Genomic DNA, 17,623 nt, shown 5'->3' on the forward strand with positions numbered 1-17,623 from the left:
CGAGGACGAGCCGGACGTCAGGAATGGTAGATCACCGCCCGGCAGAGGTCGGCCCGCGAAAGCGTGCCGACGAGCGTGCCGTCGTCGACGACGGGCAGCCGCCGGATGCCGCGATCGATCATCACCACGGCCGCGCGGGCCAGCTCGTCGGTGGGGCGCACGGTGGCGGTGTCACGCACGACCAAGGGGTCCACGACCCGCTCCGCCAGGGCCCGCCCCTTCTCCAGGAACAGCCGGAACGCGTCGTCGAGGCTGCCACCGCTGTCGGTGACCTCGTCGAACCCCGGGAGCATGGCCCGGACGAGCTCCTCCTCGCCGAGCGACCCGACGAACCGGCCGTCGTGGTCGAGCACCATCAGCTGCCCGACCTCCGACACGCTGACCAGCTCCGCCGCCCGCCGGATGGTGGCCCCGAGCCGGATGTACGCCGGAAACGCCGTCATCACATCGCCGACCAGCACGCCGCCTCCCGCGTGTTCGATCTCCCGCCAGGTGAATGTAGCCCGGCCCGCCCCTCCCCGATGATCAGACGAACGGTTGCTCTCAACGCCGGCGGCGCAGCGTGGCGAGCACGCGGGCGGCCCGGTCAGCCGACCGCGTCGAGGTAGGACAGCACGGCGAAGGCCGCCGGCACCGCGGGCGCGGGCGGCTACGCCCTGGGATCGCTGCCCGTGACGTAGTGGCGCAGCGTGACGTGGTGGCCGTCGGGAGTGGTCCAGTCGGCGTCGGTGGTGTGGGTGTGCCGCCAGCCGGTGGCCTCGTAGAACGCGACGGCGGCCGAGCGGTGTCCGTCCGTGACGTTCAGCGCCAGTCCGGAGCCGTGTTCGGTGGCCCACGACCGGGCATGGTCGGCCAGTGCCCTGGCGACCGAGCGGCGGCGGGCGGCGGGGACGACGAAGAGGCGGGACAGTTCGGCGCCGGCGGTGTCGAGGCGTTGGACCGCGACGTGGCCGACGACGGAGCCGTCGGGCTCCACGGCGACCCACGCCTGCAGCAGCCGCGGTGGGGTGAGCCAGGCACGGGGGTCGGCCGGCCAGTTCAACGGGTAGGCGTCGGTGCGGTGCACCTCGCGCAGGGCCTCGACACACCGGTCCAGGTCGGACACCAGCCGGGTCCGGATGCTTGGGTACGGCATCAGCCCACCGCGTCGAGGTAGGACAGCACGGCGCGGACGCGGCGGTTGTCGGTGGCGGAGTCGGCGATGCCGAGGCGGTCGAAGATGTGCTGGATGTGGGTGCCGACCGTGCGGGGCGACACGGCCAGCCGTTCGGCGATGCCACGGTCGGTGAGACCCTCGGCCATCAGCACCAGGACGTCCCGCTCGCGGTCGGACAGCACGGCGAGGGCCGCCGGCACCGCGGGCGCGGCCAGCAGCAGCTCGACCAGGGTCGGGTCGACGACGACGTCACCGGCGCTGACCCGGCGCACCGCGTCGATCAGGGTGGCGCGCTGCATGATCCGGTCCTTCAGCAGGTACCCGACGTGGGTGCGCCCGCCGTCGAGGAGTTCCATCGCGAACGCCGTCTCGACGTACTGCGACAGGACCATCACGGCAACCGAGGGGTGGTCGCGGCGGATCCGGCCGGCGGCGTGGATGCCCTCGTCGGTGAACGTGGGTGGCATGCGGATGTCGACGATCGCCAGGTCCGGCCGGTCGTGGGCGACGATGCGGTGCAGCTCCCCGGCGTCGGCGGCCTCACCGACGACCTCGACGGCGTCGATCGCGCCGAGGAGCCTGGTCAGGCCGGCCCGGACGATGAGGGAGTCGTCGGCGATCACGATACGCACGGCACTCCTTCGAACCGCGCCGACACCGTGGTGCCGCCCCCGGGTGGGCTCTGCACGGTCAGGATCCCGCCGACGACGGCGACCCGGTCGGCCAGGCCGCGCAGCCCCGACCCGCGGTGCACGTCCGCGCCGCCGGGGCCGTCGTCGCGCACCGCGACGAGCAGCACGTCGTCGGCGAAGGTGACCTGGATCGACACCGAGGCGCCGGGCGCGTGCCGGGCCGCGTTCTGCAGCGCCTCGCTCACCACGAAGTACGCGGCCGTCTCCACGTCGGCGGCCAGCCGGGGTACCCCCGCAACCTCCAGCGTCGCCGGCACCCGGGCGCGGCGGCGCAGCTCGGCGAGGGCCGTGGGCAGGCCGCGTTCGGTGAGCATCGCCGGGCGCAACCCGCGGGCCAGGGCCCGCAGCTCGTCGATCGAGTGACGCAGCTGGCCGCTCGCGTCGTCGAGCATCGCGGCGGCCGGGTGCGTGTCGGGGACCTCGAGGCGGGCCGTCTCCAGGGCCATGCCGACCCCGATGAGCTGCTGCTGCGCCCCGTCGTGCAGGTCCCGCTCCACCCGCCGGCGTTCGGCGTCGGCGGCCTGGACGAGCCGTTCCCGGGACGCGCTCACCTCCGCCAGTTGCGCGAGGACCTGCCGGTGCAGCCGCGCGTTGTCGATGGTCATCCGGGCCGCCGCCACGGCCGCGTCGAACAGCTCCGGGTCCTCGGTGCGGGCGCTGCTGTGGTGCCGCAGGACGTAGCCGTCGCCCAGGTCGGTGCCGTCTCCCGCGGCATCTGACACGATGCGCACGGACGGGTCGCGCAGCAGGGTCGCGAGGCCCGACTGCAGCTGCGGGATGTCGGCGTCGCGGAGGCGCACCAGCAGCGCCGCCACGTCGGCCCGGGCCAGCTTCATGTTGACGAGTGCGATCAGCAGCCCGACCGGCACCAGGAACGTCGCCAGGCGCCGTGTCCACCACATGACCGCCCAGAGGGTGCCGTCGGGAGGCTCGATCAACGACAGCGTGGCCTGCATCAGGTACGCGGCCGACAGCACCCCGATCGCCCACAGCGCGGGTGCGGCGCTGCGCCGCTCCGGCGGGGCCATCCCGCGCCGGCGCAGCACGACCAGGGTGAGGAACCAGACGCCGAGGGCGATGGCGAGGGCGTCGTTGGCGTCGAACCAGTGCTCCAGGAACGCCCGCTGCGGCGAGATCAGGAACGGGTTGGCGGGGCAGCCGTCGGCCGGGCAGACGACCATCCAGCCAGGTTCGGCGAACAGCCACCCGGTCAGCCACCACAACGGCCACAGGTACGCGACGGTGAGGAAGACCCGTTCCCGGCGGTGACGCGTGCGGCCGTCGGGGTAGGTGAGCATCGCGTGGGCGAGCAGCGCCCAGTACCACGGCTGCAGACAGCCCTCGATGACGAGCAGCGCCCCGCTCTCCGCCGTGCCGGGGCCGTTGAGCACGACGAACAGGCCCCACCCCAGCAGGATCAGGCCGACCCGGCTGTCGGGGCGCCGTTTCGCGGCCACGAGACCGGCCACGATCACCGCGAGCTGCACGGCGGCGTTGATCAGCATCAGCCAGAGCCAGCCGCCGAGCCGCTCGAAGTACCAGATGCGCAGCGCGAGCAGCAGCACGGCGATCGTGAGCACGGCGACACGGAACTTCACCGCCTCAGGATGGCACCCGGAGTCAGTGGTGGACATGCGTAGAACTACCGATGCCCCCACAGGCGCAGCGACCGAGCATCGAACCCATGAACCGACCGCTGACCCGGCTGCTCGCCGTCGCACTGACCGTCGCCGCCGTGACTGTGGCGACGCCCGGCGCCGCGATCGCCCGGCCGCCGCTGCGCTACCACCTGGCCCTGGGCGACTCGCTGCCCTACGGCTTCACGACCGCCGGGGCCCTCGCCGGCCTGCCCCCGTCCGCGTTCACCGGCTTCACCGACCTCGTCTCACGGGTCGCCGGGCTGAAGACGGTCAACTACTCGTGTCCCGGCGAGACCACCGGCACCTTCATCACCGGCCCGTGCGGCTGGCGCGCCGCCGGCTTCCGGCTGCACGACGACTATCCGGGCAGCCAGCTCGCGGCGGCGGAGGCGTTCCTCGCCCACCACCAGCCGACCCTCATCACCGTCACCCTGTGGGGCAACGACATCCGGCTGTTCCTGCAGTCCTGCCCGGACATCCGGTGCGTGCTGGAACGGGCACCGGCCGAGATCGCGGCCCTCGCCGGGCGGCTCCAGCAGGCGCTGACCCGGCTGCGGCAGGCGGCGCCCGGGGCACGGATCGTGCTGGTCGGCGCGTTCACGGTGCAGCTCACCGACCTCGAGGCCGCCGACCGGCTGATTACCGCGCTGAACGCCGCCATGGCCGCCGTCGGCGCCGCTGTGGGCGCACGGTTCGCCGACCCGTCACCGGTCTTCAACCCGCCCGGCGACGCCACCGTCCGGCGGCGGGTCCTGTGCCACCTGACGCTCATCTGCGCGGAGAACGACGGCCACCCCAGCGCCGCCGGGCACCGTGCGCTCGCCGCGGTCGTCCTGGTGAACGGCTGGCGGCGATGACCGCCGGGCTGCTGGGCGTCGACTTCGGCACCTCCACGACGGTCGCCGTCGTCGCCGGGCCGGACGGCCGGCCCAGGCCGCTGCTGTTCGACGGCACCGAACTGCTCCCGTCGGCCGTGTGCGCCGACGACCACGGCAACCTGCTCGTCGGCCGCGACGCGGTGCACGCCGCCCGCGCGTACCCCGGCGGATACGAGCCGCATCCGAAACGCGGCGTCGACGACGGCACGCTGCTGCTCGGCGGGCGCGAGTTTCCGGTGCAGGACGTGTTCGCCGCCGTCCTGCACCGGGTCGCCGTCGCGGCCGGGCCGGTGTCCGGCGCCGTGCTGACCTGCCCGGCGGGCTGGGGTGCCCGCCGCCGGCGGTCCTCACCGGCGCCGCGACGGCGGCCGGCCTGCCGGACCCGCGGCTGCTGGCCGAGCCCGTCGCGGCCGGTTGCGCCTTCACCGGCGTCTCCGGCGCCGTCGCCGACGGCGGCAAGATCCTGGTGTACGACCTCGGCGCCGGCACGTTCGACGCCTCCGTCGTGCGCAGCACCGGCGACGGCTTCGACGTCCTCGCCGAGCACGGCCTGCCCGACGCCGGCGGCCTGGACATCGACGCGGCGATCGTGGCGCACCTCGGCGCCACCTACGCGCAGCGCGACCCGGAGACGTGGCAGCGGCTCACCCGACCGGCCACGCCGGCGGACCGCCGCGCCGCGCACGCGTTCCGCGAGGACGTCCGGGTCGGCAAGGAGATCCTGTCCCGGACCGCGTCGACGCTGCTGCACGTGCCGATCTTCGACGACGACGCGCTGCTGACGCGGGTACAGCTGGAGCAGCTGGCGCTGCCGATCCTGCAGCGCACCATGCGCGCCACCCAGACAGCGCTGCGCGAGGCCGGTGTGGGCCTCGGCGACCTGGCTGGGGTGTTCCTGGTGGGCGGGGCGGCGCGGATGCCCCTGGCCGGCACGCTGCTGCACCGCCAGCTCGGCGTGACCCCGACGGTGGTGGAGCGGCCGGAGCTGGTGGTCGCCGAGGGCAGCATCCTCGCCGGGCCGCAGACCGCGTCGCGGGCGGGCCTTACCACGGCGGCCGTCACCACGGCGGTGGAGCCGGTCGCCGTCGCTCTCGCGGCGGACGGGTCGCAGGCCACCGACTCGGCCTGGCCCGCCCCGCCCCGGGCGCTGGCTGCGGCACCGCCCATGGCGGCCCAGGTAGCGCCCGTGACGGCTCCGGCAGTGGAACCGGCGGCGCCGGACCGGCCGCGGCGGGGACGGGTGGGCATCCTCGCGGGCGTCGTTGCCGCGCTGGTCTTCGTGATCGTGACGCTGGTCCTGGGCGCCCTCTCCGCCGTCGCCGTGCTCCTCGTCGGTGCGGTGGTGGCAGCGGTCTGGCGCGGCCGGGGTCGCGCGGTCGCGGCCGCCGTCGCCGCCGTCCTGGTCGCCGCGGTGGTGGGCGGGCTCATCTGGCACAACCGCGACGACGACGACCGGGCCGCGAGCAGCGGCAGCGCGTCGTCCGGTGGCTCCGTCGAGGTCGCCACCGGCGCCAAGGACTCCGTCGGCATCGGCTCCGGCACCGTCGGCGGCGCCGCCCCCGCGTACGTCCGCACGCTGACCGGCCACACCGGCGAGGTGACCGGCCTGGCCTTCCTGCCCACCGGCGCGAAACTCGTCAGCAGCAGCAACGACAGCACCTCCCGGGTCTGGGACGTGGCGAGCGGCACGAGCGGCACACCGTTCAGCTCCGGACGCGGTGGGTACTGCGTCGCGGTCAGCCCCACCGGCGCCACCATCGCCACCGGCGGCAACGCCGACCAGTCCGTCCGGCTGTGGAGCGCCGACGGCGGCCGTAACGCCGCCACGCTCACCGGCCACACCGCCTGGGTCCACGCGGTCGCCTTCAGCCCCGACGGCAACACGCTCGCGACCGGATCCTTCGACGCGACCGCCCGGCTCTGGGAGGCACACACCGGCAAGGCGAAGGCCGTCCTGCAGGGCCACACGAAGGTGGTGTACGACCTGGCCTTCAGTCCCGACGGCAAGACCCTGGCCACGGCGGGCGGGGACGGCACGATCCGGCTGTGGGACGCCGCGACCGGCGGCGCGCTGCGCACCATCACCACCGGTTGGACGACCGTCTCCAGCGTCGCGTACAGCCCCGACGGCACGACCATCGCCGCGGCCGGCAGCGACGGGTCGACGGGCGGCATCAGGTTCTGGAAACCCGCAGCGGCGGCGCAGGTCCTCGCCCCCGTCGACGCCGAGCTGAACGCCGAGGTCGTCCGGTACAGCCCCGACGGCCGCCACCTGGTCACCGCCGTGGGTGACGACGTGCGCGTCCTGGACGCGGCCACCGGTGCGCTGACCGCCACGCTGCGCGGCCACACCGGATCCGTGCAGAGCCTGGCCTACAGCGCGGACGGGACCACGCTGGCGACCGGCAGCCAGGACCAGACGATCCGCCTCTGGCGGATGGACAGCCCCCCCGGCCGCGCCGGTGCAGGCGTCGGCCGGGTCACAGTCCGGCGTCGGGTCGTGAGCCGCCGCGCCTGGCATGATCGTCGGTGTGACCCAGGCGCCCGGCGGTTGGTCGCGGCCGGTGGCGTTGACCGTCGCGGCCGCGTTCTTCCTCGAGCAGACCGACGCCACCATCCTGGCCACGGCACTGCCCGCGATCGCCCACGACTTCGGGATGCGGCCCGGCGACGTCGGGGTGGCGCTGACCGCGTACCTCGTCACCGTCGCCGCGCTCATCCCGGTGAGCGGGTGGCTCAGCGACCGGTACGGCGGCCGCCGGGTCTTCCTCACCGCCGTTGCCGGGTTCGTCGGCGCTTCGGTGCTGTGCGGGCTGAGCTCATCCCTCGCCATGCTGGTGACCGGGCGGGTCATCCAGGGCGTGGCCGGCGCCATGATGGTGCCCGTCGGCCGGTACATCGTGCTGTCGGGCACCGCCAAGACCGACCTCGTCCGCGCCGTCGCGTACCTGACCTGGCCGGCGCTCGCGGCGCCCGTGGTCGCCCCGTTCGTCGGTGGCGTCGTCACCCAGTACGCCGGCTGGCCCTGGATCTTCTTCGTCAACGTGCCGCTCGGCGCGGTCCTGCTCGCGGTCGCCTGGCGGGTCATCCCGGCCACCACGCCCACCGGCCGGTCCGGCCTGGATGTGCCGACCCTGCTGCTGGTGGTGACCGGTGTCGTCGGCCTGGTGGTCGGCCTCGACCTCGTCACCGACCCGCGGCGGACGTGGGCCGCCACCGGCCTGCTCACGGTCGCGGCCGCCGGGCTCGGCTGGGCCGTGCGGCGCGCCCGGCGGGCCCCGACACCCATGCTGGACCTGCGCGCCTTCGCCCGCCCGACGTTCCGGGCGTCCGGCACCGGCGGCGTCGCGTACCGCACCGCGGTGGCCTCGGTGCCGTTCCTGCTGCCGCTGCTGCTGCAGGACGGCTTCGGCTGGACCCCGGTCGAGGCCGGGCTGATGGTCATGTGGGTGTTCGTCGGCAACTTCGCGATCAAGCCGGTGACGACGCCGCTGCTGCGCGCGCTCGGGTTCCGCCCGCTGATCGCCGCGTCCTCGGCCGGGCTGGCCGCCACGATGGTGGCCTGCGCGCTGATCACGCCGGGCACCCCGGCCTGGGTGACGGCCGGGATCTTCCTGCTCAGCGGCGTGTTCCGGTCGGTCGGGTTCACCGGGTACAACACGCTGCAGTTCGCCGACGTCCCGGCGGAGCAGATGAACGGCGCGAGCACGCTGTCTTCGACGGTCACGCAGCTCGCCAACGGCCTCGGCGTGGCCCTGGCCGCCGTGTGCGTCCGGGCCGTCGACGCCACCGCCGGCTACCGGTTCGCGCTGCTGGTCATGGCCGCGGTGGCGGTGCTCAGCATGGCGGCGCTGCTGCGCCTGCCGCCGGGCGCGGCCGAGCACGTGCGGCGCCCGGTGCCCACTCCGACGGCGCGGCAGAAGGTCAGTTGAGCACCGCGAGGAGCTGCTGGGCGAGGGGACCGGCGGACGCCGGGTTCTGGCCGGTGTACAGGTTGCGGTCGACGACCGTGTAGGGCTTCCAGATCTCACCGCGGCTGAACTCGACGCCGAGGTCGACGAGTTCGTCTTCGAGGAGCCACCGCGCCTTGTCGGCCAGCCCGACCGCTGCCTCCTCGTCGTTGGTGTACGCGGTGACCCGGTACCCGACGAACGGCGACACGCCCTTGTGCCTGGTGGCCAGCATCGCCGCCGGGGCGTGACAGACGACGGCGAGGGGCTTGCCCGAGTCGAGGGCCTCGGTCAGCAGCCGGCCGGACGCGGCGTCGACCGACAGGTCCTCCATCGGGCCGTGACCGCCTGGGTAGTAGACCGCGTCGTAGTCCTCCAGGCGCGCGTCCGCCAGGTCGATCGGGGCGCGCAGCTCATCGGCGGAGCGCAGGATCCCCTCCAGCTCCAGGGCGATCTGCTCGCTGCCCGCCATCGTCGGCCGCAGGCTCATCACGTCGACGTGCGGCACCACACCGCCCGGCGTGGCCACCACGACCTCGTGCCCGGCGCGGACGAGCGCACTGTACGGCGCCGCGAACTCCTCGGCCCAGTACCCGGTCGGGTGCCTGGTGCCGTCCTTGAGCGTCCAGTAGCTCGCGCCGGTCATCACGAACAGGATCTTCGCCATGACGAAAGCGTTCCCGGCCCAGGATCCCGTTGCCTGATCCGCGGGGGATGACTTGACGGGGTCAGAGCTCGTCGTAGGCGGACTCCTCGTGCTGCATCCGGTCCAGGCCACCGTCCTCGTGGTCGTGCGGAACCCGTCCCCGGTCGCCGCGGCCCAGCAGCCGGCCCAACAGCAGGGTGAGGCCGAAGGAGTAGAGAACGACCGCGGCGACGGCGACGAACTGCAACAGCAGCTGACCGGGTCCGCCGCCGTAGAACAGACCGTTGACTCCCGCCGGGTTGACGTCCTTGGAGGCGAACAGTCCCACGGCCAGCGAGCCGACGACGCCGGCGACCAGGTGCAGGCTGAAGACGTCGAGGGAGTCGTCGACCCTCCCGCCGATGAGGGCGGGCGCGGCGCCGCCGGCGACCGCGGCGAGAAACCCGATCGCGACGGCGCCGAGGGGTGTCACGTAGCCCGCGCACGGTGTGATCGCCACCAGTCCTGCGACGACCCCGGACGCCGCGCCGATGGTCGTGGGCCGTGAGCGCCGGAGCCGCTCGAACATGATCCAGGTCAGCAGGCCGGCGCAGGCGGCGGTGTTGGTGTTGATGAAGGCGTACGCCGCGACCTCGTCGGGCCGCAGGGCAGACCCGGCGTTGAACCCGAACCAGCCGAACCACAGCAGCGCGGCACCGAGCAGAACGAACGGCCTGTTGTGCGGCCGGATGCCGTCGTAGGGCTGCCAACCGCGACGGGGACCGAGCACGATCGCCATGGCCAGGCCGGCGGCGCCGGCGTTGGCATGCACGACGGTGCCGCCGGCGAAGTCCAGGGCGCCGCCCTTGAACGGCCCGATGGCAAGGGTCGCGATCCAGCCGGTCGGCGAGAACACCCAGTGCGCGATCGGCGCGTAGACCAGCAGCGTCCACAGCACCATGAACGGCACGAACGCGGAGAACCGCCACCGGTCCGCGGTCGAGCCGGTGATGAGCGCCGCGGTGATGACGGCGAACATCATCTGGAAGATCACGAACGCCAGCGGCGGGATGACCATCGCCTTGGCACCGACGAACCCGGGCACGACGTCGTGCATGTGCGCGAGTCCGGCGAAGCGCAGGCCGCCGAAGAACGCGTTGCCGTGGCCGAAGGCGATCGAGTACGACACGACCACCCACACGACACCGACCAGCGCCATCACTGTGAAGCCCTGCATCATCATGCTGAGCACGTGCTTGCTGCGGACCAGTCCGCCGTAGAAGAACGCGACCGCCGGCGTCATCAGCATGACCAGCGCCGCGCAGGCCAGGACCCATGCCGTCGCGCCGGAGTCCATCGTGGCGAAGTCGAACGTCATCGAACCCCCTCGTGGTTGCGTGCGGGCGTCGAACGGTCAGTGCGCATCGTCGCGGCACCATTCGAAGGCGACCCCGTTGACGATGACGAGCCGGCCGAGGCGGCAGTCGGTGGGATCGGCGGGCTCGCCGACCGGCCCGTAGCCGATCCGGAGCTTCACACCGTCCGGCTCGGGTGCCGGTGCGCCGCTGACCGTGCCACGCCCCGGCACGGCGAACGCGGGCGGCGCGATCGGCATCCTGCGCCCGCTGAGGCGGACCTCGCCGAAGAGCTGCCCCGAGATGGGCGACGTGGCCCGCAGCCGGCCGAACATCTTCGGGTTGCGCCCGAGCCAGCGTCGCCCCAGCAGGACGGCGCCGAGGAGCAGCAGGACGCCGAGGCCGGCGGCCCATGGCGCGAGCTGCCCCCGCTGGGCGGTGCCCTCGACGTGCCCGGTGGTGCCGTCGAGTGCCGGCGTGAAGTCGATCCCCAGGTTCTGCCGGATCACGGTTGACCAGGGGGAGTCGACCTTGCCCGCGGCCCTCAGCGTCGTCCGGGTCGATCGCGTGTCCACGGGCCAGGTGCTGCGCGCGCCGGCGTCCCAGTGGATGGTCATGTTGACGGTGGCGGCCGTTCCCGGCGGAATGCTGACGTGGTCCGTGTCGAGCTCGGCGGTGACCCGCGGGTCGTCGGACGTCACGGCCAGGCCGCTCACATCCAGTGGGACGTTCCGGGTGCGGGCCCGCAGGACGAGACTGGTGCGGGTGGTGCCGGCGGACAGGTCACCAAGCGCACCGGCCGGCCACTCGACGGTGACGCCGCGGCCGGGGTCGTCGCCGAGCGCCGCCCGGGCCTGCGCGGCCCGGCTGGCCTTCTTCGGGGCGGCGAGCTGCTGTTCCAGGTCGCCGATCGAGGCGATGGTCAAGGTCCGGGCGTCCGGCACGATCCGGGTCAGCAGACCGGCGTCGGTCTGCCCGGCCAGCGGCACCGCGTACCCCATCAGATGCTGCTTGTGCGTCTCGGCGGCCCGCTGGGTCAGCGTCGTCCAGCTGGTGCCTTCGGTGAACGGGTACCGGCTGCCGACCGGCGGGTCGTGCTTGCCGTCGGTGAGCAGCAGCACCGTGGTGATCGGGTTCGTCGACCCCTGCAGGACGCCGACCGCCACCTCCAGTGCCCGGCCGATGTCGGTGTGCGCCCCGCCGGCATCCGCCGGCAGCCTCGCGATCAGGCCGTCCGGGTTGTCACCGGCCGGGCCCTGGAACCGCACGACCGCGTCGTTGTCGAAGGTCACCAGCGTCACGTCGTCGGTCTTGTCGAGCGCGGCGAGGAAACCGCGGAGGCTTGCCTTGACCCCCGAATACGGGGCGCCCCGCATCGAGGACGAGGTGTCGATGAGCACGACGTACTGCGCTCCCGCCCGGTCCAGCCCGAGTGCCCGGTAGACCTCCTCCTCGGTCGCCGGCGCCGCCGACACGCACGCCGGGGTGGCGAGGACGACGGCCAGGACGGCCGCGAACGTCACCGGCAGCCACCAACCGGCCCGCACCGAGCTGTTGTGTGCCACGAACGGTTCACCTTTCATGTCGGTGGTTCCGGTTTGCGGCGCTGGACCCGACGCACGATCGACCAGCGGTGTGGCGAGCCGATGCCGGGCCGCAGCGCACGGCTGATCGCCAACCAGTGCAGCCGCGCCCCCTCCTGCGCGTCCACGAGCACGTCGCGGTACTCGGCGGCCATCTCCGCGCCCATGGCTTCGCCGAGGACTGCCTCGTGCACGTGTTGCGCCACCCGGTCGGCGGCGCGGGCCCCGGGCTGGATCTCGGGCCGGGTCAACGCGATCACCAGGAGGTACACCAGGTCGTACAGTCGGATCGCGGTGACGCCCGGCCAGGCCCGCAGCCGCTGCAGGACGGACTCGACGGAGCAGCCGAGCAGCAGCGCCCGTCGCCACAACTCCGCCACCTCGTCGAGCTTGTCGTCGTCTTCTGTGCAGGTCGCCAGCACCGCCGAGATGCGCTCCAGCACAGCCCGCTCCCGCAGCGCCGGCGACATTTCGACCAGCTCGTCCTGCATGACGGCCGGGAGATCGAGCAGCAGCGCCGGCGTTTCCTCGACCGCCGGCAGCACCGCGACCAGCACGTGGCGGTGCAGTTCGTCGGGGCGCAGCCGGTCGGCCAGCGCGGTGGCGACGAGCAGGCCGGAGCGCTGGTGCCGGGGGCCGGTGAGCCCGCGGACCAGCTGGACCGTCGCCATCCGCCGCCGGTCCGGGGTGAACAGCCGGCGCAGGAGGTCGGCGGCGACGGAGGCGTAGGCGTCCGCGTCGTCGACGGGCCGGGCCGCACCCTCGAACGACTCGCACGCGGCAAGCAGCAGGTCGACGAACGCCTGCGTCGCAGCGGACTGGGTCGCGATGCCGGTGAGGAGCCTCCCGATGCTCGCGCGCGCCTCGGGCTGCTCCGCCGCCCGGAGCAGCTCCGGCGTCAGGACCGGCAGCGTCTGCGGCAGTGTGTCGCGGGCACGGGCGAGGCAGAGCACGGCGAGCAGCGCGCGGGCTCCCCAGAGGGCCAGCGATACCGCATCGGCGTGTTGCATGGCCGGGCGGGCGCCGACCGCCACCCCGAACGGCCGCAACCAGTCCGGCGTCGGATGACTCGGGTCCGGCGTGCCGTCGGCGAGCCAGCGCAGCCATCGGATGGCGGGCTCGTCAGCGCGGTTGGCGACGGTGACGGCGAGCTCGAGGCACAGCGTGTGGTTCTGCAGCACCAGCGCCCGCAACGTGGTGTCGTCCTCGGCCGGTGGTGGTGAGGCGGCCAGGATCCGGGCCATCCGGACGTGGGCGGCGGGGTCTGGTCGGTGCGCCGCATCGCGCACCCACCTGTGGCGCATCGCGGTCAGCTCGGGTCGCCGCGCCAGCAGCGCGACGTAGCGTGCCGCGACCGGTTCGGCCGCCGTGCTCGCGACGGCTTCGCCCAGGACGGCGCCCACCTCGCCCGACCAGAGCCGGTCGAGCAGGTGCAGGTCCTGCTCGTCGCCGTCGACCGCGACCTGCCGGAGCAGGCCGAGGCGGATCTCGGCCGGCAGCTCCGCCGGGTCGGTGCTGGCCAGGGCCGCTCGGGCCTCGCCGGCGACGGCCGTGCGGGACTGGATGCGGTGGTACACCGCGTGCGGCAGATCCTCGTTCTCCAGCACGCGCAGCACCGCCGCCGCGACGTCCTCGTCGGGGGCCAGCGGCAGTGGCGCCGTGTGTTGCCACAACCGCCGGACGAGCCAGTCGGTGCCGTTGCGCCGCTGCTGCCGCTGAACCTCCTCCAGGTAGCGCGCCGTCGACGCGCTCAGCGCCGGCAGTGCCGGCAGCTGCTGCCAGCCGACCTGGAACTGGCTGTTGTTCGCGCCGTCGGCGAAGCCGAGGTCGATCTCGTGCTCCGCCGCGTTCGGCGTCCAGGTGCCGGCGACGAGGTTCGCCCGCAGCCCGTACGGCAGCAGGGCAACCACGGCGTCGAGGCAGCGTATCCGGTCGGCCAGCGGCGGCGGCTGGTCGCCGACGACCATCACCGGCCGGTCCAGCAACAACGCGGCCAGGGTCGCCACCCACTCGAACCCGAGCGAGTCGACGTCCTCCACCAGGTGCTCCAGGTTCGCCGCCGGCAGCCGAACCGAGACGCTCCCGTGCGCCAGCGGCAGTTGCAGCCGAGCGATCGCGGTGTAGAGCTCGAGATAGCCGGCCTGGCAGTCCGGTGCCGCCTCGAACGCGACGTCGAAATAGCGGTTCGCGATGATCGGCCGGCCGGTGCCGTCGCTGATGCGCCGGCCCGTCTCGTCCGTGGCCCAGTCCACGACGGACACGCCGAGCCGTTTGCCGGTGCGGGAGTGCTCGCCGCTGCCGGTGAACGTGAACCACGGCAGGTCGTGTCCCGGACCGGCCTTGCGGGGGGTTCCGGGTGAGGCCCTGCGGATGAGCAGGGCCAGGTCCCTGATGTCCTGCCCGCGGGTCGACTCGGCGATGATGGCGTAGTCGTCGAGTCGCCCCTGGTGTTTGCTGTACAGCGCCCAGCGCAGTGGGCGCGACGGCGAGTTGTACGGGACGAGGGTCATCTACCACGACCCCGTCGTGATGCGACGCTCGAGCCCGATCAACGGCTCCAGCACGTTGATCGGGTAGATCTGGTCGCGGATGCGCGGCTCGCCGTCGATGATGAGCACGTTGCTGTAGTCGCTGAGGTCCAGGACGTGGTCCCGGTTGAGGCTGAAACCGATGGAGGAGCACACGAAGTAGGCCACCCGATCGGCGTGGAAGTTCACGCTCAGCGCATCGCGGACCAGGTCGGCGCCGCTGCTCGGGGCGTGGTCGCACAACCAGTCGAAGAACTTGTGAGCCTTTCGACCGTTGGGCACGTGTGGCTGGTTTCTCGGCCCGCCGTCGAGGCTGACCGCGCCGGCGTCCACGGCCTGGGCGAAGACGATGGGGTCGTCGAACTTCGTGACACACACCGCCACGTGGTGCGGCAGCCGTCCCTCGACGAGCCTGTCCCGTTCCCACAGGCGCGTCCTGAGATGCTGCAGGACGCGGTTGAAGTACTCGAAGTTGCCCTGTTGGCCGTCGTCGGCCAGGGTGTCCCGGATCGGGTCGAACAGGTAGAGCAGACCATCGGACTCGCAGAGGTTGTCCAGCACGCGCTCGTCCGCCGGGTTGGCCTCGTCGAGCAGGAACCGGTTGCCCGGGATGTCCTGCAGCTGCAGGACGAACTCGATCTGGGCCCGGCTGGGCCGCGCGGGTGAGGAGTGCCCGCGGAACCAGCCGCGGCGCTCCTTCACGGGTGCCCTGTCCTGGTCCTCGGGGCCGGTGCGAAGGTCGCCGTGGACGAACCAGCTGAGCGGCTCGACGCCGATCGACGCCGCGGGGAACCTCCGCCCTCGCGCCAGGAGGTCCGTCATGTCGGTGAGGAACTTCGTCGCCTCGGTCGAGACACCCCCGACGTTCCAGCGGCCGTCTTCGCTGCAACCCCGGATCGACGCGATGCCCAACGCGCCGAGGTAGGTGGTCTTGCCGCCGCCGGTGGCTCCCCACAGGCCGATGCGGACCCGCCCGTCGGTGGCGTCACGCTGCTGCGGCACCGTCGGCACCGGCGGCTGGGGCAGCGGGCCGCGCTGCAGCGGGGGTGGCGTCGCGACGCTACGGCCGAAGCGTTGTCTGGTGCTCTGATGCCGCGGCGTCCAGGGCACGGCCGTCGGCACCGGCTGCGGCGCGGGGGACACCGGCTCCGGTTCGTCGACCAGGTCCTCAGGGTCCGTCGCGTCGGCCGGGTCCGCGACAGCCGGCGTGCCGCCGTACGCCTGCTGCGGTGCGGCGGTAAGCAGCGGTTCCGGGTCGTCCTCGCCGTCCGTCACCAACGGCTGGAAATTCTCCGGGAGGTCGCGGCGCCGCAGACCTCCGGGGCGTCCGTCATCGAAGGAGCCTGTGCTCACGTCGTTCCACCTCCGGAGGAGTGCGTGACGTCGTCGGGCGGAAGGAGGGCGAACGGTGACGTCGAGGGCGCGTCACCGACGAGCGCGGCGAGGTCCACCAGGTCGCGCGGCGAGGTGCGGTCCATGTCGTGGTCGCCGTGGGTGGCCAGGGACTGCCAGGCCATGGTCCGCTCGTGCAGTGCGGCGCGCACCCGGCTGTGCCCGCCCCAGCGCGGCTTGCCCCGGACCACCACCATCTGGACACCTTCCTGGCGAAGCTGTTGGACAAGTTGCTCCCAGTTGAGGCCGAGTGGACACGGAACGGCCGGGTCGAACGGTGTCTGACGGACCGGATACGGCGGCTTGGTGCCGAGGAACACGGCGACGCGTCGCGCGTCGGGGCGCCACTGAATCCGGCGGATCGCGTCGAGCGCGTCCTCGAGGGCCGCGGCGTGGTCGTCGAGATTGTCCTGGACGGGCCACCCGGCCAGGCGCCTGCCCGCTTCGGACGGCGCAGGGTCCTCGGCGACCTGGACCGGTGTGTCGGTGCGGGACTCGTGCCGGTTCCGCGAATGCTGCCCGTATCCGACCAGGAGGACCCGGACCAGTCCCGGCACCCGTTCGTCGATCTCGGCCAGCACCCGCTGGGCGTACGCCAGCCTGGCGGGGGCGGAGTCCTTGCCGGAGTGTTCGACGGCGAGCACGAGGTCGGTCGGTGACGGTGCCGGTGGGAGCATGCCGAGCAGCTCGACCCAGGATCGCGGATCCTCGACGACCTCGCCGACGCCGTCGAAACGGACCTGTCCGTCGTCGTCGAGCCGCGCGGTGACCGTCACGAGGTCGCCTGGTTTCAGGCTCGCCGAGTCGACCCGCACCGCGGTCCACTCGTGCGGGGCGAGCAGGTCGCCGGTGATGTCGTCGAGGCCCGTCACCACGGGCAGCGCGACCGAGCGGGGCAGGTCGGCGGGAGCGGGCCCGGGAACGCCGAGTGTCACGACCGTCGCGTCACCCGGGACCGCCCCGGTCGCGAACAGTTCCACCGTGGTCATCTCGGTCTGACCGGCCGCACCGAACCTGGACAACGCGAGGTGGTAGGGCCGGGTGATCGGTCGCTGGCCGCCGACCAGCCGCAGTAGCTCGCGCCTGCCGCCGCCGAGCCAGACCTCCGCGGCGTAGCGCCCTGCCGCCATCTCGGCCAGCCTCCGCAGCAGCGCCCACGCCGTGGGTGTGGCGAGGATGTACTGCGGTTTCCCGGCCAGCCGGGACGGGAGGTTGTCCCGGGCCTCGATACGGAGCTTGACGGGGTCGACGTCGTCGCTACCGACCCCGCCGGCGAGATGGAAGCGCAGCCGCGACGGGTCGTCGGCCTGGCTGGGCAGCAGCTGCGCCCACGACATCCGCTGCAGTGTGGCCAGCCGCGGCGGCCCGGTTCCGTCCTGGACCAGCTGCGCCACCTCGAGGTGGTCGGCCGACAGCTCGAGCACGGTCAACGAGGTCGGCGGCTCGCCGGACCACGGCGGCGTGAGTCGCGGTGACGCGGCACCGGCGGCATCAGCTTCGGTGTCGGCCTCGGCCGGTTCGCCCCGCAGCCAGGGCTGCATCCGCTGCAGGCCGGTGGGGTCACCGTCGCAGGCCCGACGCGCGGCCATGAGGTCCCACGCGTACTGGGCACAGGCCAGCGCCCGGCCATCGGAGCCGTCGGCGACCCACCCGCACGTCTGGCAGGGCTGCGTGGGCGGCACCGGCCACCGGCACACCGCACACGGCGACGTCACCGAGTTGGACTGCTGATTGATGAACATATCCGATGCCTCGATAGCTGAGTCCGTGATCTTCTGTACGCGTGAACGGTGCGGCGACATGACATCACGATTCCGAACGACC

At 73.2% G+C, this 17,623-nt stretch carries 12 protein-coding genes and 1 pseudogene; 3 read left to right on the top strand and 10 right to left on the bottom strand.

Annotation, left to right across the window (positions count from 1 at the left end; translation table 11 throughout):
- Nucleotides 1-17: 17 nt before the first annotated feature.
- From ACFPIJ_RS43315 to ACFPIJ_RS43330, 4 genes are all read right to left on the bottom strand, one after another.
- The gene (locus ACFPIJ_RS43315) at nucleotides 18-461 is read right to left on the bottom strand and encodes a CBS domain-containing protein (protein ID WP_380124729.1); all 444 of its coding nucleotides are present in this window, start codon (nucleotides 459-461) and stop codon (nucleotides 18-20) included.
- Nucleotides 462-649: 188 nt separating this feature from the next.
- Entirely contained in the window at nucleotides 650-1,135 is a 486-nt protein-coding gene (locus ACFPIJ_RS43320; RefSeq protein WP_380124731.1) for a GNAT family N-acetyltransferase, read from the bottom strand.
- Nucleotides 1,135-1,788 carry a response regulator transcription factor gene (locus ACFPIJ_RS43325; RefSeq protein ID WP_380124733.1) on the bottom strand — a complete coding sequence of 218 codons (654 nt, stop codon included), beginning with the start codon at nucleotides 1,786-1,788 and terminating at the stop codon, nucleotides 1,135-1,137. Before ACFPIJ_RS43325 ends, ACFPIJ_RS43320 begins: the two co-directional genes overlap by 1 nt.
- Nucleotides 1,776-3,446 carry a sensor histidine kinase gene (locus tag ACFPIJ_RS43330; protein WP_380124735.1) on the bottom strand — a complete coding sequence of 557 codons (1,671 nt, stop codon included), beginning with the start codon at nucleotides 3,444-3,446 and terminating at the stop codon, nucleotides 1,776-1,778. The genes ACFPIJ_RS43325 and ACFPIJ_RS43330 overlap by 13 nt, the downstream gene beginning before the upstream one ends.
- Before the next feature lie 86 nt (nucleotides 3,447-3,532).
- Here ACFPIJ_RS43330 and ACFPIJ_RS43335 point away from each other — a divergent pair, with 86 nt between their 5' ends.
- From ACFPIJ_RS43335 to ACFPIJ_RS43345, 3 genes and pseudogenes are all read left to right on the top strand, one after another.
- A complete protein-coding gene (locus ACFPIJ_RS43335) occupies nucleotides 3,533-4,345 on the top strand; it encodes an SGNH/GDSL hydrolase family protein (RefSeq protein ID WP_380124737.1) in 813 nt (270 codons plus the stop codon).
- Nucleotides 4,346-4,463: 118 nt separating this feature from the next.
- Nucleotides 4,464-6,788, top strand: a pseudogene (locus tag ACFPIJ_RS43340) (Hsp70 family protein); the annotation flags it as partial.
- A 109-nt stretch (nucleotides 6,789-6,897) separates the two neighbouring features.
- Nucleotides 6,898-8,298: an MFS transporter gene (locus ACFPIJ_RS43345; protein WP_380124739.1), complete on the top strand. Its 1,401-nt coding sequence runs from the start codon at nucleotides 6,898-6,900 to the stop codon at nucleotides 8,296-8,298.
- Here ACFPIJ_RS43345 and ACFPIJ_RS43350 read toward each other — a convergent pair.
- The 6 genes from ACFPIJ_RS43350 to ACFPIJ_RS43375 form a co-directional block, all read right to left on the bottom strand.
- On the bottom strand, nucleotides 8,291-8,983 hold the full coding sequence (locus ACFPIJ_RS43350) for a type 1 glutamine amidotransferase domain-containing protein (protein ID WP_380124741.1): 693 nt from the start codon (nucleotides 8,981-8,983) through the stop codon (nucleotides 8,291-8,293). The two genes, ACFPIJ_RS43345 and ACFPIJ_RS43350, sit on opposite strands and share 8 nt — an antisense overlap.
- Before the next feature lie 61 nt (nucleotides 8,984-9,044).
- Nucleotides 9,045-10,319: an ammonium transporter gene (locus ACFPIJ_RS43355; RefSeq protein WP_380124743.1), complete on the bottom strand. Its 1,275-nt coding sequence runs from the start codon at nucleotides 10,317-10,319 to the stop codon at nucleotides 9,045-9,047.
- Between the two features lie 36 nt (nucleotides 10,320-10,355).
- Nucleotides 10,356-11,861: a VWA domain-containing protein gene (locus tag ACFPIJ_RS43360; RefSeq protein WP_380124745.1), complete on the bottom strand. Its 1,506-nt coding sequence runs from the start codon at nucleotides 11,859-11,861 to the stop codon at nucleotides 10,356-10,358.
- A 14-nt stretch (nucleotides 11,862-11,875) separates the two neighbouring features.
- Nucleotides 11,876-14,389, bottom strand: coding sequence for a hypothetical protein (locus ACFPIJ_RS43365; RefSeq protein ID WP_380124747.1), 2,514 nt, complete (start codon nucleotides 14,387-14,389; stop codon nucleotides 11,876-11,878).
- Nucleotides 14,390-15,760, bottom strand: coding sequence for a hypothetical protein (locus ACFPIJ_RS43370; protein ID WP_380124749.1), 1,371 nt, complete (start codon nucleotides 15,758-15,760; stop codon nucleotides 14,390-14,392).
- Entirely contained in the window at nucleotides 15,757-17,541 is a 1,785-nt protein-coding gene (locus tag ACFPIJ_RS43375; protein WP_380124751.1) for a hypothetical protein, read from the bottom strand. The genes ACFPIJ_RS43370 and ACFPIJ_RS43375 overlap by 4 nt, the downstream gene beginning before the upstream one ends.
- Between the last annotated feature and the right edge of the window lie 82 nt (nucleotides 17,542-17,623).

This window comes from Dactylosporangium cerinum (assembly GCF_042653625.1).
Taxonomy (GTDB): domain Bacteria; phylum Actinomycetota; class Actinomycetes; order Mycobacteriales; family Micromonosporaceae; genus Dactylosporangium; species Dactylosporangium cerinum.

What these genes read in the sequence shown, in the direction of transcription:
- ACFPIJ_RS43320 (WP_380124731.1), bottom strand. Translation starts at nt 1,135, where the DNA reads ATGCCGTACCCAAGCATCCGGACCCGGCTGGTGTCCGACCTGGACCGG.
- ACFPIJ_RS43335 (WP_380124737.1), top strand. Translation starts at nt 3,533, where the DNA reads ATGAACCGACCGCTGACCCGGCTGCTCGCCGTCGCACTGACCGTCGCC.
- ACFPIJ_RS43350 (WP_380124741.1), bottom strand. Translation starts at nt 8,983, where the DNA reads ATGGCGAAGATCCTGTTCGTGATGACCGGCGCGAGCTACTGGACGCTC.
- ACFPIJ_RS43355 (WP_380124743.1), bottom strand. Translation starts at nt 10,319, where the DNA reads ATGACGTTCGACTTCGCCACGATGGACTCCGGCGCGACGGCATGGGTC.
- ACFPIJ_RS43365 (WP_380124747.1), bottom strand. Translation starts at nt 14,389, where the DNA reads ATGACCCTCGTCCCGTACAACTCGCCGTCGCGCCCACTGCGCTGGGCG.
- ACFPIJ_RS43375 (WP_380124751.1), bottom strand. Translation starts at nt 17,541, where the DNA reads ATGTTCATCAATCAGCAGTCCAACTCGGTGACGTCGCCGTGTGCGGTG.